Source organism: Microbispora sp. NPDC004025 (genome assembly GCF_053604425.1).
The window spans coordinates 54,640-70,554 of record NZ_JBSGHN010000016.1 but is presented as its reverse complement, the minus strand read 5'-3'; the positions used below and the strand labels follow the sequence as shown (position 1 = coordinate 70,554).

Sequence of the window (15,915 nt, the reverse complement as noted above, 5' to 3'; positions counted from 1 at the left end):
CCGTGAGCGCATCAAACCCCGACACCTCGCGTGCCCTGGACACCTGGCGTGACCTGCCCGCGGCCCAGCAGCCGGACTGGCCCGACCGCGGCGAACTGGACAAGGTCGTCGCGGAGCTGGCGTCCCTGCCCCCGCTGGTGTTCGCCGGCGAATGCGACCAGCTCAAGGACGGCCTGGCCGCCGTGGCGCGCGGCGAGGCGTTCGTCCTGCAGGGCGGTGACTGCGCCGAGACCTTCGCGGGCGCGACGGCCGAGAACGTGCGCAACAAGCTCAAGACGCTGCTGCAGATGGCGATCGTGCTGACCTACGCGGGCCGTGTCCCGGTCGTCAAGATCGGCCGGCTCGCCGGGCAGTTCGCCAAGCCGCGGTCCAAGCCCATGGAGGTCCGCGACGGCGTCGAGCTGCCGGCCTACCGGGGCGACATGGTGAACGGGTTCGACTTCACCCCCGAGGCCCGCCGTCCCGACCCGAACCGGCTGCTGCGGGCCTACCACTCCTCGGCGAGCACGCTGAACCTCGCGCGGGCCTTCACCAAGGGCGGCTACGCCGACCTGCGCCAGGTCCACGCGTGGAACCAGGACTTCGTCGCGGAGTCCCCGGCGGGGCGGCGCTACGAGCAGCTGGCGCGGGAGATCGACCAGGCGCTGGCGTTCATGCGGGCCTGCGGGGCCGACCCCGAGGAGTTCCACACCGTCGAGTTCTACTCCTCCCACGAGGCCCTGATCCTCGACTACGACCGGGCGCTCACCCGGATCGACTCCCGTACGGGTCAGCCGTACGACGTGTCGGCGCACATGGTGTGGATCGGTGAGCGCACCCGGCAGCTCGACGGGGCCCACGTCGAGTTCTTCAGCCGCATCCGCAACCCGATCGGCGTGAAGCTCGGCCCGACCACCACGCCCGAAGAGGCCATCGCGCTGATCGACAAGCTCAACCCGGACAACGAGCCCGGGCGGCTCACCTTCATCACGCGGATGGGCGCGGGCAGGGTCCGCGACGCGCTGCCGACGCTGGTGGAGAAGGTCAACGCGAGCGGCGCCACCGTGGCCTGGGTGTGCGACCCGATGCACGGCAACACGTTCGAGGCGCCGAGCGGGCACAAGACCCGCCGCCTGGACGACGTGCTGGACGAGGTCGCGGGGTTCTTCGAGGTCCACCACGCGCTCGGCACCCACCCCGGCGGCATCCACATCGAGTTCACCGGCGACGACGTCACCGAGTGCGTGGGCGGCGGGCACGCGATCGTGGAGGAGGATCTGGCGCTGCGCTACGAGACCGCCTGCGACCCCCGCCTCAACCGCGGCCAGTCGCTCGATCTCGCCTTCCGCGTCGCGGAGCTATACCGCTCGAGCTGAGCGGCACCGTTCCGCACCTGCGGCTCACACCGTCTGATACCACCGTCTGATACCGCCGTCGCCCTCCGATCACTCGGACCGGGTGACGGCGGTTTCGTCCGCCGGGAGGCCCCTCAGCTGTTCTTGGCCTCCGCCTCGATCTGGGCGCGGATGGCGTCCATGTCGAGCGCGCGCAGCTGCCGGATCAGGTCCTCGAGCGCGGGCGCGGGCAGCGCGCCCGGCTGGGCGAACACCACAATGCCGTCACGGATCGCCATAATCGTCGGAATCGCGGTGATCTCGAAGCCCTCCGACAGGGCCGGCTGAGCCTCAGTGTCGATCTTGCCGAAGGTGATGTCCGCGTGCTCCTCGGACGCCTTCTCGAAGATCGGAGCGAAGGACCGGCAGGGGCCGCACCAGGATGCCCAGAAATCGAGCAGTACGATGCCGTTGTCGGCGATGTCGTTGAAGTTCTTCTCGGTTACCTCGATGGTCGCCATGGGCGACTCCTTTCGCTCGGTCTTCAGCGGGCATAACCAGCCGGACAATCCCAGCATTCCATTTCGCGATGCGTATCGCGTGATTGGGCAGGAGACCTTCTTGACGTAGAAGGAGCACCCGGATGACGACTCATGCCGTACGGCCTACCGACCTGACGGCCCCGAAGGGTCCCGGCGCCCGGATCGCCTCGTGGCTGTCGAGCACGGACCACAAGGTGATCGGCAACCTCTACATGATCACCGCGTTCTTCTTCTTCCTGGTCGGCGGCGTGCAGGCGCTGGTCATCCGGGCGGAGCTCTTCGAGCCCGGCATGCAGTTCGTCACGCTGCAGCAGTACAACATGATGTTCACGCTGCACGGCACGAACATGCTGCTGTTCTTCGCGACGCCCCTGTTCGCCGGCTTCGCCAACGCGGTCATGCCGCTGCAGATCGGCGCGCCCGACGTGGCGTTCCCCCGGCTCAACATGGCGAGCTACTGGCTGTTCCTCTTCGGCGGCCTGATGGTCCTGGGGTCCTCACTGGCCGGCGGGGCCCCGACGTTCGGCTGGACGGCCTACACACCGCTGTCGACCGCGCCGTACACCCCGCAGCTCGGCGGGGACCTGTGGGTGATGGGCCTGGCGCTGTCCGGTCTGGGGACGATCCTGGGCGCGGTCAACTTCATCACCACGGTCATGTGCATGCGCGCTCCCGGCATGACCATGTTCCGGATGCCGATCTTCACGTGGAACGTGTTCTTCACCTCGATCCTCGTGCTGCTGGCATTCCCGGTCCTCGCCGCCGCGCTGCTGGCCCTGGGAATCGACCGTAAGCTCGGCGCGCACATCTACGACCCGGCGACCGGCGGTCCGCTGCTGTGGCAGCACCTGTTCTGGTTCTTCGGCCACCCGGAGGTCTACATCATCGCGCTGCCGTTCTTCGGCATCGTCACCGAGGTGATCCCGGTGTTCAGCCGCAAGCCGCTGTTCGGGTACGTCGGCATGGTGGGCGCGACGATCGCGATCACCGCGCTGTCGGTCACCGTCTGGGCGCACCACATGTTCGCCACCGGGCGCGTGCTGCTGCCGTTCTTCTCGCTGATGACGTTCCTGATCGCGGTGCCCACCGGGGTGAAGTTCTTCAACTGGACCGGCACGATGTGGCGGGGCCATCTGACCTTCGAGACACCGATGCTGTGGTCGGTGGGATTCCTCGTGACGTTCCTGCTCGGCGGGCTGACCGGGGTGATCCTGGCGTCGCCGCCGCTGGACTTCCACGTGACCGACACCTACTTCGTGGTCGCCCACTTCCACTACGTGGTCTTCGGGACCGTCGTCTTCGCGATGTTCGCCGGCTTCTACTTCTGGTGGCCGAAGTTCACCGGGAGGATGTTGAACGAGCGCCTCGGGAAGATTCACTTCTGGATGCTCTTCATCGGCTTCCACATGACGTTCCTCATCCAGCACTGGCTCGGCGCGCAGGGCATGCCCCGGCGGTACGGCGACTACTCGCCCAACGACGGCTTCACCTGGATGCACGAGTTGTCGAGCGCGGGCGCCCTGCTGCTCGGGCTGTCCACTCTGCCCTTCCTCTACAACCTCTGGTGGACCCCCCGGCACGGGGAGAAGGTCACGGTGAACGACCCGTGGGGGACCGCCAACTCGCTGGAGTGGGCGACGTCGTGCCCGCCGCCGCGCCACAACTTCGTGTCGATCCCGCCCATCCGCTCCGAGCGGCCCGCCTTCGACCTGCGCTATCCGCGACTGGGCGGCAAGCCGGGCGAGCCGCCGGAGACCAAGCGGGACTTCGTCGATCCCGACGCGAAATAGGGAAGGGCCCCCGTCGCCGGGGGCCCTTCGCACGCGGATCGTCAGTGCTTGCCGCCTGGCAGGTCGAGCCCGATCAGAAGCGGGTCGTGGTCGGAGGAGCGGAACGCGTCGGGCCGGTACAGGCTCGGCGGGTTGAACTCCAGGTTGTAGTCGAGGATGCGCGGCTCGTCGGCGTTGACGTGCCAGATCGTCGCCCCGGTCACCCGCTTGACCAGCTGCTTGCCGGCCATGGCGTGGTCGAGCTCGCCGGACAGCCCGTCGAACAGGTAGCTGTAGCGCTGGGCCGCGGGGACGAACCGCTTGGACAGGCTGGTCAGGCCGCCCTTCTCCAGCGTGTCGATCGGGTCCTCCTCGCCGTACGCGTTGAGGTCGCCGATCACCAGCGGGTTCGGCAGGTCCATCGAGTCGATGAGGCCGAGCACCGCCTTGGCCTGCCGTACGCGCTCGTCGTTGTAGCAGCCCTGGCCGTCGCCCTGGTCGGTGTCGCCGCCGGTCGCCTCCTCGTCGCAGCCCTTCGACTTGAAGTGGTTGACGAGCAGCGTGAACGGCTGCCCGCCGCCGGTCCGGCGGAAGGTCTGGATCAGCGGCGGCCGCCGGAAGACGGGGTCGGTGGACGACAGCGTCTCGCCCACCGGGCGCACCCGCGCCGGCTTGTAGATCGCCGCGACGTGGATCAGGTCGGTGCCCGGGTAGGGGTGGGTCAGTGCGGCGTACGTGCCCGCGCCCACCTCGGCGTTCAGGGCGGCGACCAGCGCGTCGAGCGCGGTCTGCCCGTTGTTCTCGACCTCCATGAGCCCGACGACGTCGGCGTCGAGGCCCTTCAGCGTGGCGACGATCTTCTTGAGCTGCCGCTGCTGCTCCTCGGCCGTGTCGGCGCCGCGCGAGTCGAGCGTGGTGAACCAGTTGAGCGTGTTGAGGCTCGCCACGCGGACGTTGCCGCCCACCGGCGCGGGCGCCGGCTTCCTCGGGTTGGTGCGCGTGAACGTGATCGGCTTGGTCGGCTCCAGCCGGTAGGCCCCGAAGCCGTAGCTCAGCACGCCGGTGACGCCCTTCGCGGTGTCCCCGAGCCGGACGACCTCCGGACTCGTGTACGGGATCGTGGCCGGGTTCTCGGTGTTGGAGCCGTCGTCGATCAGCAGCGACCTGCGGGCGTCCAGCGCGGGGTCGACGCCGGGCCGGTCGGTCGGCTGGAAGCGCCTCCCGCCGGCGGCGACCGTCACCTCGCCGAACCGGCCGAGGTTGTAGTGGTCGGTCACGGTCAGCGGCTCGGGGAAGGTCACGAGCACACCCTCGTACGGCTCGAAGGTGGCGCCGGCGGCCCGCGGCAGGTCGTAGACCTCGGGCGTGATCGTGCCGGTGCCGCACACGTCCACCGCCGTGACCGGGGACAGCTCGGTGAGCCCGTTGAACTCGGTGACCCGGCCGGTGACGAGCACGCGGTCGCCTGCCTTGACGTCCTTCAGGGTCGCCCGGGCGAACGCGAACAGGCCGTCGGAGGTGGCCGGGTCGGCGTCGGGCGTCGCGTCCTGGAAGTAGAAGCCGCTCTGCTGACCGGACTCCTGGAAGTCGCCGGTCACGATGCCCTCGACCCGGACGGTCTGCCCCACGAGCGGGGAGACGTCTCCGCTGCCCTGGACCTCGGCGATCTGCCGGTTCGCCGGCACCTCGCAGGGGTCGGCGGTGGGCGTCGGCGACGGCGAGGGCGAGGGGGTCGCGGACGGCGACGGGGAGGCGGCGCCGCAGGCAGCCGGGGGCGTCGCCGTGTTGCGCGGCGCGGGCGGGCCCGCGGCGAAGTCGGCGGCGTTGTCGTCGGTGTCCGCGCAGCCGCCGCCGGCGCGCACCGCGGCGGTGGCGTTGCTCAGGCCCGGGGCCGCCGCCGTGCCCTCGAAGTAGTTGGCCGTGCCGTACCCGACGAGGTCGGCGATCTGCGCGGTCTGCTCCGGGGTGCAGGGTGAGGAGCCGCCGTTGCAGGCCAGGCCCGTGGCCGAGCGGACCAGGGCGACCTTGCCGGCCGTGCCGCTCAGGCTGAGGGTGCCGACGGTGTCGGGGGCCGGGAGCGCGCCGCTCGGCGTCGATCCGGCGGACAGCTGGACGAGGTGGTACTGACCGGGGGCGAGCGAGCCCGCCAGGTTCTGCTTCTGGGAGCCGAACAGGCCGGTCCCGGTGGCACTGGTGTACTGGAGGGACCAGCCGTCCAGCGAGATGGCGGCGCTGCCGCGGTTGAAGAGCTCGACGTAGTCGTTGGTGTACGGGGCGCCGGAGTTGCCGCCGCCTCCGTACACCTGGCTGATCACCACGTCGCCCGGCTCGGCAGAGGCGGGCGACGGCGACATGACCGCGACGCCGGCGGCCAGGAGACCGGCGGCCGCGAGCACGGCGACCGCGCGGGCGCCGGAGCGGTCATCGGGACAGGCCCGGGATAGAGCACGCATGCCCCGGACTTTAGGGGTAGACCACCGCGACGCCAGGACCAATAAGTGTCTTTATCGCAAACTTGTATGAATTTGCCGATTACCTGACGTCGCTACCGTACGCGCGCTGCCCTTGCGCGTCCCGCTTCGGCATGGATCGGTCCCGCCCTTGTCACCGCCCGATCAGGAACGGACGACGGCCACCGGACAGGTGACCGCGTCGATCAGCGGCCGGGTGACCGACCCGAGCCTGCCGAGCACGCCTCGGGCGCGGGTCGCGCCGACGACCAGCATGGTCGCGCCGGGAGAGGAGTCGGCCAGCACGTCGAGCACGGCGCCCTCGACCGGCTGGAGCAGGGTGTGCACGTCCGGGTGCCGCGCGCGCCAGGGCTCCACGGCGGCCTCCAGCGCCTCGACGGCCTCCCTGCCCGGGACGTCGGACATCACCATGGGCGCCATGCCCGCGGCCCACGCGGCCGCCGGGTAGCGCCAGGCGTGCACCGCGATCAGCGACAGGCCGCGCAGGGCGGCCTCGCGGTAGGCGAAGGCGAGGACGTGGTCGTCGCCGCCGCCGACTCCCACGACGACCGGACCGGGGTGCCTGCGGTGCGGGAGCGACCCCGCGCCCCGGACCACGATCACCGGGCAGAGCGCGTGCGTCGCCACGTGTCCCGCGACCGAACCCATCACACGGCGCGCCGCGCCGCTCAGACCGCGCGATCCCACGACCACGAGGCCGGCCGTCTCCGACAGCGCGACGAGCCGGTCGGAGGCCGGCCCCTCGAACAGGTCCTCCCGCACGCGGACGCCGCTCGTGCACTGCCGGGCGCACTCCGCGCCGTGCCACAGCACGTGCTCGGCCGCGTGGTGCAGCGACTTGCGCGCCTCCTCGTCGCCCGCGCCGTACGGCGTCTGCCACGCGTGGCAGACGGTGATGGGCGTGTTCCGGTACTCGGCCTCGTCCATCGCCCAGTCGAGCGCCTGCATGGCGAAATCGGAGCCGTCGTACCCGACGACGATGCCCGGGTTGGTGGCTGGGTCACCGGCCGGGCTGCTGGGTTCCATACCCTCATGCTCCGCCGCGGGCCGCACGGCCCGGCAGGGCGGAAAGTCCCGAGACCGGCGGGACGTCCGGCCCCGGGGGGATCAGGATCTGCTGCCGGCGAGCACCCCGGGACGGCGGTCGTGCTCCATGCCGGGCAGCACGACGACGACCGGGCACCTGGCCCGCAGCAGGCAGGCGGAGACGACCGGGTTGAGCACGGGGTAGGGCTCGGACTCGGCCTCGTGCGCCCCCAGCACCAGCAGGTCCGCGCCGTCGGTCGCACGCAGCAGGACCTGCGCCGGGGGCCCTTCGACGACCACCGGCTCGACGTGGCGGTCGCCGAGTTCGGCGACGGCCCGGTCGGCGACGTCGAGCGCTATCCCGCGCTCGTCCTCCCGTGAGGTGCGGCTCGCGATCGGCGCGTAGTGGGCGTGCAGCCCGCCCGTCCACTCCCAGGCGTACACCGCCTCGACCCGCGCGCCGCGCAGCGCACCCTCGGCGGCGGCCCACCGCAGTGCGGCCTGCGACGCCATCGACCCGTTGATGCCCACCACGATCTTCGGCTGGTTCACGTTCCGCCTCGCTCTCCGCTCTAAGTCTCGCCGACCAGGGTTAACAGGATGTTGCCGCGGCGAAACGGTCAGAAGACACCGCCCACGAGCATCCCTGTACCCAGGAAAACCGCCTGTACCTCCGGCCCCAGCAGGGACAGGCCGATGTTTTGGGGGGCTGGGTCACACCTGAGAACAGGGTATCCGCGAACCCCGACCGTGCCGGCACGCGGCTTTGCCGATCCGGGGACGACCACAGGCCCGTCCGTTGCCCTGCCACAAGGACACCGTACGACCCGGCCCCGGCTTTCCCGGTCCCGGCTCAGGGATCACCCTGATGCGCCCCGGACCTCCCGGCCGTACGCTTGCGGCGGAACGGGAGGGACAATGGGGAACGCGGGGCCGATCGACGAGTACGTCGCGTCGATGCGCCATGCGCTGCGGGGTCCGGGCGGGGCCAAGCGCGACCTGCTGACCGAGGCGCGCGACAGCCTGCTCGACGCGGCCGAGGCGTACGAGGACGAGGGTCTCCCCCGGGCCGAGGCCGAGCGGCTGGCGGTCGCCGACTTCGGCGCGGTGCCCGAGGTCGCGCCGGGCTTCCAGGGGGAGCTGGCGGTGAGCCAGGGCCGCCGCACCGCCGCGCTGCTGTTCCTCAGCGTGCCGCTCTCCGCGTTCCTGTGGGCGGTGATCTGGCGGATCTTCCCCCAGACTCCCGCGATGGAGCAGCTCAAACCGGAGTGGTTCGGGCTGCTGGCCAGGACGGTCGACCTCCTCCAGCTCGGCGTGGGTGTGGTGGGCGGAGTCGCGCTGATCGCGCTCGGCCGGGGGGTGCGCCACATCCGCCGGCCCGCTCTCCTCACCCGGTGGCTGGGGCTGTTCGTCTGGATCCAGACGCCGCTGGTCGGGGCGATGGGCCTGACGCTGGCGGCGGCCGCGCAGGGCCCGGCGGGGTTCAGCGGTTATCTTCCCGGGCTGGCCGTGTCCGCGGTGAGCGACGCGTTCTCCGTGTGGCAGCTGTACAGCGCGGCGCACTGCCTGCGCTGTACCAGGACGCTGTCCGCGCTCAGCTCATCGAACCTCAGCGCAGCGGATCCAGAACGCTCCCTATCGCGGTCGTGAACGACCGCCAGGCCGACCGCTCCCCCGCCAGCGCCTTGCGCCCGGCGTCGGTGAGGCGATAGGTCCGGCGTCTGCGCCCGCCGTCGGAGGCCCACTCGCCGGCGAGCAGCCCGGCCCGCTCCAGCCTGCGCAGCGCGGGGTAGACCGTGCCCGTCGGCACGTCCAGGGCGCCGCCGCTGCGCTCGCGCAGCGCCTCGATGATCGCGTAGCCGTGCAGCGGCTCCCGTTCCAGCACGGAGAGCAGCAGGGCGTCCATGTGGCCCCGGAGCGCGTCGGCGTTCACGCCCGCAGCCTATCCCGGTTACTCATGCGCCGAGTCTATATGTAGGCTGTCTATATGTAGACAGCCTACGCATGGAGAGATCTATGGACGTCGTCGGCCTCGCCCGGATGCAGTTCGCCGTGACCGGAAGCCTCCACTTCCTGTTCGTCGTGCTCACGCTCGGACTGGCCCCGCTGGTGGCGATCATGCACACCCGGTTCGCCCTCGGCGGGAATCCCCTGCACGAGCGGATGACCCGCTTCTGGGGACAGATCTACGTGATCAACTACGCGCTCGGGATCGTCACCGGGCTCGTGATGGAGTTCCAGTTCGGGCTGAGCTGGAGCGGGCTCTCGCACTACGCGGGCGACGTGTTCGGCGCGCCGCTGGCGCTGGAGACGCTGCTCGCCTTCTTCCTCGAGTCCACGTTCCTCGGCCTGTGGATCTTCGGCTGGCACCGGCTGCCGCGCGGCCTCCACGTGGCGTGCATCTGGCTGGTGACGCTGACGGCGTACGCCTCGGCGCTGTTCATCATGGTCGCCAACTCCTTCCTGCAGCATCCGGCGGGCGCGGCCGAGCAGGGCGGGCGGCTCGTGCTGCGCGACTTCGGCGCGCTGTTCACCAACCCCACCCTCGTCTTCGCGCTCCCCCACGTGCTGAGCGCCGGGCTGTGGACCGGCGGGTTCGTCGTCATGGGCGCCAGCGCCTACCACCTGTTCCGGCGCACGCCCGAGCGGGAGTTCTTCACGCGTTCCCTGCGCATCGGCGTGCTGACCGCCTTCATCGGGTCGCTGCTCACGGTCGGGTTCGGGTACGCCCAGTTCGGACCGGTCGGCGCCGTCCAGCCGGACAAGTTCCACGGGGCGGTCCCCGGCATCGCGCTCGGCCTGATGATCATGATCGGGCAGCTCGTCCAGTTCGCCGTGATGTTCGTGCTGGCGCCGCTGCTGATCCGCGACCTGCTGGCCCGCTGGCGCTGGCTGCACCCGCTCCTCATGGCCATGACCCCGCTGCCGTTCGTCGCGGCGATCGCCGGCTGGCTCGTCCGCGAGGTGGGCCGTCAGCCCTGGCTGGTGTACGGCAAGCTCTCCGTGGCCGACGCCCTCACTCCCGGGCTGACCAGGGCGGACATCACCGCCTCCTTCGTGGGCTTCGCGGGCGTGCTCGGGCTGCTCGCCCTCGTCGACTACGCCCTCATCGCCCGTGTCGTACGGCGCGGCCCGGGGCGGGTCGCGCTCGGCGCCGCCGATCTCCCCGTCGCCGCGCCGCCCGTCCCCGCCCACTCGTTGTAGAGGCAGGCCCCCATGGACATCTTCTGGTTCCTGACGTTCGCCGTCCTGCTGGCCGGTTATTTCGCCCTGGAGGGCTTCGACATCGGGCTCGGCGTCCTGCTGCCCGTGCTGGGCCGCTCCCCCGCCGCCCGGGACCGCCTCGTCGGCGCGATGGCGCCGTTCGTGCTCGCCAACGAGGTGTGGCTCGTGGCGCTCGCCGGCGTGCTGTTCGGCGCGTTCCCGGTGCTGGAGGGCCAGGCGCTGAGCCGCCTGTATCCCCTCGTCGTCGCCCTGCTGCTGGCGTGGATCGTGCGCGACGCGGGGCTGTGGTTCCGCCGCAGGGCCGGCGGCGCCGCCTGGCGGCTGGTGTGGGACGGCGCGCTGTGCGCGGGCTCGGCGGGGCTGGCCCTCGCCTGGGGCGCGATCCTGGTGGCCGTCGCGCGCGGCCTGCCCGCCTCGCCCCTGGACGTTCCGGGCGTCGCGGGAGGCGTCGCGCTACTCGCGCTGCTCGCCTGGCACGGGCGCACCTTCGCGGCGTGGCGCCTGCAGGACGGCCCGCGCACGGGCGGGCGCGCGCTGCTGCTGTCGGCGTGCGCCGCCGCCTCGCCCGCGGTCCTGGTCATGGCGGCCACGGCCGCGCACATGCTCGGCAACGCCGCCCCGGATCAGACACTGACCGTGCTCAGTGTCATGGTGGTCCCGATCGCCCCGATCCTCGTGGGCGCGCAAGTATGGGTGTGGCGCACCTTCTCCAGAGGCGCGCTGCCCACGTTCTTCTGATTGGGGACCGTTGCACAAGGATCTCCTCCGGCTGGCCCGCGCCGAGCGGAGCGTCCGCCTCCATCTCGCCTGCTGCCTGGCGGCGGCGGTGGCGGCCGGGCTGCTCGTGCTCGTGCAGGCGGAGCTGCTGGCCGGGGTGCTGTCCGGCCGCTTCGCCGTCGCCGCGCTGTTCCCCCTCGCACTCGTCGTCGCCTCCCGAGGGCTGCTCGGCTGGGCGCAGGGCGTGCTCGCGGGCCGCGCGGCCACCGCGCTGAAGTCGGCCCTGCGGCGGCTGCTCCTCGGGCGGGTGGAGGGCCTCGGGCCTGCGTACCGCTCGGGTGAGCTGGTGACGCTCGCGGGCCGGGGGCTCGACGCGCTCGACCCGTACCTGACCGGTTATCTCCCGTCGGTCGCCGTGGCCGGGGTCGTGCCGCTCGCGGTCGTCGTCCGGCTCTTCGTGGCCGATCTGGCCACCGCCGTGATCGTGGTGCTCACGCTGCCGCTGATCCCGATCTTCGGGGCGCTGGTCGGGTGGACCACCAGGGCGGTGACCGAGCGGCAGTGGCGGGCCCTGTCCCGCCTCGGCGGCCACTTCCTCGACGTGGTGCGCGGCCTGCCCACGCTGCGGGCCTTCGGCCGGGCCCGCTACCAGGCGTCGGTGATCCGCGAGGTGGCCGAGGCCCACCGCGCCGCGACCATGCGCACGCTGCGGGTGGCGTTCCTGTCGTCGCTGGTGCTCGAACTCGTGGCGTCGCTGTCGCTGGCGCTGGTGGCGGTGCCGGTGGGGCTGCGGCTGCTGTCGGGCTCGCTCGACCTCGGCACGGCGCTGCTCGTGCTGCTGCTGGCCCCGGAGGCGTACCTGCCGCTGCGTGCCATGGGCACGCGCTTCCACGCCGCCATGGAGGGCGTCGCCGCCGCCGACGAGGCGTTCGCGGTCATCGCGCCCCCCGAGGACTCACCGGAGCCGGAGGAGGCGCGCGAGTCCCGCCGACCGGCCCGGTCCGCCACGGCCGTGACGAGCGGGCCGCCGCGGATCCGGCTGGAGGACGTCACCGTGCGCTACCCGGGCCGGGAGGAGGCCGCGCTCGACCGGGTGTCGCTGGTCATCGAGCCGGGCGAGCGGGTGGCGATCGTGGGCCCGAGCGGCGCGGGGAAGAGCACGCTGCTGCACCTGCTGCTCGGGTTCGTGGCCCCGTCCGAGGGGCGGGTGCTGGCGGACGGGGCGGATCTGGCCGGCCTCGACCTCGACGAGTGGCGGCGGCGGCTGGCCTTCGTACCGCAGCGCCCGCACCTGTTCGCGACCTCGGTGGCCGACAACATCGCGCTCGGCTCGGCGGCCACGCCGGAGGAGATCAGGGCCGCCGCCGAGGCGGCGCAGGTGGCGGAGTTCGCCGGCGCCCTGCCGCGGGGGTACGACACCCCGCTGGGCGAGCGCGGGGCGAACCTGTCGGCGGGCCAGCGGCAGCGGGTCGCCCTGGCCAGGGCGTTCTGCCGCCCGACCGCCCAGGTGCTGCTGCTGGACGAGCCCACCGCGCGGCTCGACGGCAGGAGCGAGGGGGCGATCGTGGCGGCCACGCGCAGGCTGGCGGAGGGCCGTACGGCGATCATCGTGGCGCACCGGCCCGCGATGATCGACCTGGCCGACCGGGTCGTCCGCCTCGACGGCGGCGCCCTCGTCCCCGCGGTTCCGGCTCGGGGAGGTGAGGCCCGATGAGCCGCACGGGGACGGCCACGGCGTCGCCGCTGTCGGTGATCGCCGGGATGGGCCGGCGGCTCACACTCGCCGCGCTCGCCGGATCGGCGGCCGACCTCGCGGGGGTCGCGCTCATCGCGTCGGCCGCCTGGCTGATCACGCGCGCCGCCGAGCAGCCGCCCCTGGCGGCGCTGTCGGTCGCGATCGTGGCCGTGCGGGCGTTCGCCACCACCCGCGGCGTGTTCCGGTACGGCGAGCGCCTGGCCGGGCACGACGTCGCGCTGCGCGCCCAGGCGGGCACCCGCGAGCGCCTCTACCGGGCGTTGATCCCTGCCGGGCCGCTGCCGCAGCGCGGGGCCGACCTGCTCAGCCGGATGGTGGACGACACCGACGCCGTGCAGGACCTGCTCGTCCGCTGCCTGCTGCCGGCCGCCGCCGCCCTGGTCACCGGCGTCACGGCCGTCGTCATCGCGGGCTTCCTGCTGCCCGCCGCCGCGTTCGCGCTCGCCGCCGGCCTGCTCGCCGCCGGGGTGCTGCTGCCCGTGGGCACGGCCGCGGCCGCCCGGCGCTGGTCGGCGCGGATCGCCCCGGCCCGCGCCGACCTGGCCGCCCGGGTGGCCGACCTGGTCCACGGCGCGGCCGACCTCGCGGCGTACGGCGCGCGGGACCGGGCGCTGTCGGCTGCGATGGACGCCGACGGGCGGCTGTCCCGGCTGGAACGGGGGCAGGCGCGGATCAACGCCGCCGCGCTCGGCGTCGGCATGCTCACGCAGGGGCTGACCGTCGTCGCCGTGGTCCTGGTGGCCCAGGCCGCCGATCTCGGCCGGGTCGCGACGGCCGTGGCCGCCCTGACCTCGCTGGTCGCCTTCGAGCCCGTGCTGCCCCTGGCGGCGGCGGGCGAGCGGTTCGCCGGAGTGGTCGCGGCTCTGCGCAGGCTCAGGGAGACCGCCGCCACTCCCCCGGCCGTGCGGGAGCCCGCGGATCCGGCGCCCGCGCCCGAGCCGCCGCTGACGGTCGAGGTCGAGGACCTCGTGGTGCGTCACGGCGACCGCGAGCCCGCGCTGGACGGCGTGAGCCTGACGCTGACCCCGGGCAGGCGGGTCGCGGTGGTGGGCCCGAGCGGCGCGGGGAAGAGCACGCTGCTGTCGGCGCTGATGCGGACCGTGGAGTTCGAGTCGGGCGCGATCCGGCTGAACGGCGCCGACGTGCGGCGCCTGTCCTCCGACGACGTGCGGGCGCTCATGACGGGCCTCACCCAGGATCCGTACGTCTTCCAGGCCACGGTCGGGGACAACCTGCGCCTGGCCGGGCCGGAGGCGCCCGCCGAGGACGTCGAGGCGGCCGTACGGCGGGCGCGACTGGACACGTGGACCGAGCGCACCGGCTGGGACACGGTGCTCGGCGAGGACGGCCGGACGGTCTCCGGCGGCCAGCTCCAGCGGCTCGCGCTGGCCCGGGCCCTGCTGTACGACCCGCCCGTCCTGCTGCTGGACGAGCCGGCCGAGGCCCTCGACGAGGAGACGGCCGACCTGCTGATGGCCGACCTGCTGGACGCCACCCGGGGCCGCACGACGCTGCTGGTCACTCACCGGCTGCACGGCCTGGAGCAGGTCGACGAGATCGTCGTGCTGGAGGGGGGCAGGGTCACCCAGCGGGGCACCCATGCCGGCCTCGTCGCCGTGCCGGGGTACTACCGGGACCTGTGGGAGTCGGAGGAGCTCACCCGCCACCGCGTCTGAACACGCCCCCGGACGCGAATCGCCGGCGAGCCGTCCCCCCGGAGGCTCGCCGGCGACGATCGTGCGCCGTCAGCTCGTGGCCGACTGCTCCGCGAGCGCGGTGGTGATGGTGCTCTCCTTGCCCTCGCGGGTGAAGGTGACGGTCACCTTGTCGCCCGGACGGGCGCTGCGGATGGTGCCGACCAGCGTCTCCGCGCTGTCCACCAGCTTGTCGTTGATCCTGGTGATCAGGTCGCCCTCCTTGAGGCCGGCCTTCTCGGCCGGGCTGCCGGCCGTGATCGACCTGACCACCGCGCCGGACGCGCCGCCGACCGCGTCGGCCACGCTCACGCCGAAGAACGCGTGGGTCGCCTTGCCCGTCTTGATGAGCTGGTCGGCGACGAGCTTCGCGGTGTTGATGGGGATCGCGAAGCCGACGCCGATGTTGCCGGAGCCGGAGCCGGCGGTGGCGATCGCGGTGTTGATGCCGACGACCTGCCCGGAGGCGTTGACCAGCGCGCCGCCGGAGTTGCCGGGGTTGATCGCGGCGTCCGTCTGGATCACGCCCCCGATCGTGACGGCCTGGCTCTGCTGCGGCTGCTGCTGCTCCATCCCCCAGGGGAACTGGGGCTGCTGCTCTTCGGGGCCCTCGGTGAGCGTGCGGTCGAGGGCGCTCACGATGCCGGAGGTGACCGATCCCGCCAGGCCGAGCGGGCTGCCGATGGCGAGGACCGCGTCGCCGACCTGGAGCTTGTCGCTGTCACCGAGCGAGGCGGGGGTCAGGCCGGACACGCCCTGCGCCTGGATGACCGCCAGGTCCGTGGTGGGGTCGGTGCCCTTGACGACGGCACTGGCGGTCCTGCCGTCGCTGAACTTCACGGTGACCGTGCCGCCGCCCGCGCCGCCCATGCTCACCACGTGGTTGTTCGTCAGGATCAGACCGTCGGCCGACAGGATGACACCGGACCCCTCGCCGCCGGCCGTGGCGGACTTCACCTCGATCGACACCACCGACGGCATGATCGCCTTGGCCACCGCGGCGATCGTGGTGCCCGAGGAGTTGGACACCCCCCTGACCACCGGGCTCGCGATCACCGTCTGCCCGCCGTTCACGCTGTTCGCGACGAGGGCCCCGGTGACCCCGCCGCCAAGCGCCACGGCCACGAGGGCGAGGCCCGCGCCCGCCTTCTGGCGCGCGGTCAGCGTGCCCTTCCGCGCCGGAGGCGGCGGAAACTGCGCCGTGTCATAAGGACTGTTCCCATAGGCGCCGTACGACTGGTACGCACCCGTGTACTGCCCGTGCCTCGGCGGGGTGCTGCCGAACTGGCTCCAGCCGTGACCGGGGAGTACCTCGGTGTTCTCGTTGCCGGGAACGTGCTCAGGTGAGCTCATCGCCATCCCCCTCAATGGATTCGCCGGTGATCCCGGCTCTCCGCCGGTA

General features: G+C 72.5%; 13 protein-coding genes. 7 read left to right on the top strand and 6 right to left on the bottom strand.

All coding sequences use genetic code 11. The features are described from left to right. The first annotated feature begins 2 nt into the window (after window positions 1–2). The gene (locus ACWEQG_RS31865) at window positions 3–1,355 is read left to right on the top strand and encodes a class II 3-deoxy-7-phosphoheptulonate synthase (RefSeq protein WP_363462379.1); all 1,353 of its coding nucleotides are present in this window, start codon (window positions 3–5) and stop codon (window positions 1,353–1,355) included. Window positions 1,356–1,468: 113 nt separating this feature from the next. Here ACWEQG_RS31865 and ACWEQG_RS31860 read toward each other — a convergent pair whose 3' ends face one another. Continuing rightward, the gene (locus tag ACWEQG_RS31860; RefSeq protein ID WP_169982374.1) at window positions 1,469–1,834 is read right to left on the bottom strand and encodes a thioredoxin family protein; all 366 of its coding nucleotides are present in this window, start codon (window positions 1,832–1,834) and stop codon (window positions 1,469–1,471) included. A 122-nt stretch (window positions 1,835–1,956) separates the two neighbouring features. On the opposite strand from ACWEQG_RS31860, the gene ctaD reads away from it, so the two are divergent. Beyond that, window positions 1,957–3,645 (top strand): aa3-type cytochrome oxidase subunit I, encoded by a 1,689-nt coding sequence (ctaD, locus tag ACWEQG_RS31855; protein ID WP_452290400.1) that lies wholly within the window; start codon window positions 1,957–1,959, stop codon window positions 3,643–3,645. 41 nt (window positions 3,646–3,686) lie between these two features. Here the strand turns inward: ctaD and ACWEQG_RS31850 are convergent, their stop codons facing one another. The 3 genes from ACWEQG_RS31850 to ACWEQG_RS31840 form a co-directional block, all read right to left on the bottom strand. Further along, window positions 3,687–6,077 (bottom strand): ExeM/NucH family extracellular endonuclease, encoded by a 2,391-nt coding sequence (locus tag ACWEQG_RS31850; protein WP_452290398.1) that lies wholly within the window; start codon window positions 6,075–6,077, stop codon window positions 3,687–3,689. 162 nt (window positions 6,078–6,239) lie between these two features. Further along, window positions 6,240–7,121 (bottom strand): universal stress protein, encoded by an 882-nt coding sequence (locus ACWEQG_RS31845; protein WP_452290396.1) that lies wholly within the window; start codon window positions 7,119–7,121, stop codon window positions 6,240–6,242. A gap of 81 nt (window positions 7,122–7,202) precedes the next feature. Next, the gene (locus ACWEQG_RS31840; RefSeq protein ID WP_452290394.1) at window positions 7,203–7,673 is read right to left on the bottom strand and encodes a universal stress protein; all 471 of its coding nucleotides are present in this window, start codon (window positions 7,671–7,673) and stop codon (window positions 7,203–7,205) included. 366 nt (window positions 7,674–8,039) lie between these two features. Here ACWEQG_RS31840 and ACWEQG_RS31835 point away from each other — a divergent pair, with 366 nt between their 5' ends. Next, window positions 8,040–8,771 (top strand): permease prefix domain 1-containing protein, encoded by a 732-nt coding sequence (locus tag ACWEQG_RS31835; RefSeq protein ID WP_452290392.1) that lies wholly within the window; start codon window positions 8,040–8,042, stop codon window positions 8,769–8,771. On the opposite strand, the gene ACWEQG_RS31830 is transcribed toward ACWEQG_RS31835, so the two are convergent. Next, window positions 8,731–9,054, bottom strand: a complete 324-nt coding sequence (locus ACWEQG_RS31830; RefSeq protein ID WP_363462373.1) for a helix-turn-helix transcriptional regulator — start codon at window positions 9,052–9,054, stop codon at window positions 8,731–8,733. The two genes, ACWEQG_RS31835 and ACWEQG_RS31830, sit on opposite strands and share 41 nt — an antisense overlap. Before the next feature lie 83 nt (window positions 9,055–9,137). On the opposite strand from ACWEQG_RS31830, the gene ACWEQG_RS31825 reads away from it, so the two are divergent. From ACWEQG_RS31825 to cydC, 4 genes are read left to right on the top strand one after another with little or no spacing between them, the layout of a single operon-like run. Further along, window positions 9,138–10,325 (top strand): cytochrome ubiquinol oxidase subunit I, encoded by a 1,188-nt coding sequence (locus ACWEQG_RS31825; RefSeq protein ID WP_452290390.1) that lies wholly within the window; start codon window positions 9,138–9,140, stop codon window positions 10,323–10,325. 12 nt (window positions 10,326–10,337) lie between these two features. Beyond that, complete coding sequence (locus tag ACWEQG_RS31820; RefSeq protein WP_452290388.1) at window positions 10,338–11,084, top strand: cytochrome d ubiquinol oxidase subunit II; 747 nt, start codon at window positions 10,338–10,340, stop codon at window positions 11,082–11,084. Window positions 11,085–11,094: 10 nt separating this feature from the next. Then, window positions 11,095–12,777 (top strand): thiol reductant ABC exporter subunit CydD, encoded by a 1,683-nt coding sequence (gene cydD, locus ACWEQG_RS31815; RefSeq protein ID WP_452290386.1) that lies wholly within the window; start codon window positions 11,095–11,097, stop codon window positions 12,775–12,777. Next, a complete protein-coding gene (gene cydC, locus ACWEQG_RS31810; protein WP_452290384.1) occupies window positions 12,774–14,495 on the top strand; it encodes a thiol reductant ABC exporter subunit CydC in 1,722 nt (573 codons plus the stop codon). The genes cydD and cydC overlap by 4 nt, the downstream gene beginning before the upstream one ends. A gap of 69 nt (window positions 14,496–14,564) precedes the next feature. On the opposite strand, the gene ACWEQG_RS31805 is transcribed toward cydC, so the two are convergent. Continuing rightward, the gene (locus ACWEQG_RS31805; RefSeq protein WP_452290382.1) at window positions 14,565–15,866 is read right to left on the bottom strand and encodes a S1C family serine protease; all 1,302 of its coding nucleotides are present in this window, start codon (window positions 15,864–15,866) and stop codon (window positions 14,565–14,567) included. Window positions 15,867–15,915 lie beyond the last annotated feature (49 nt).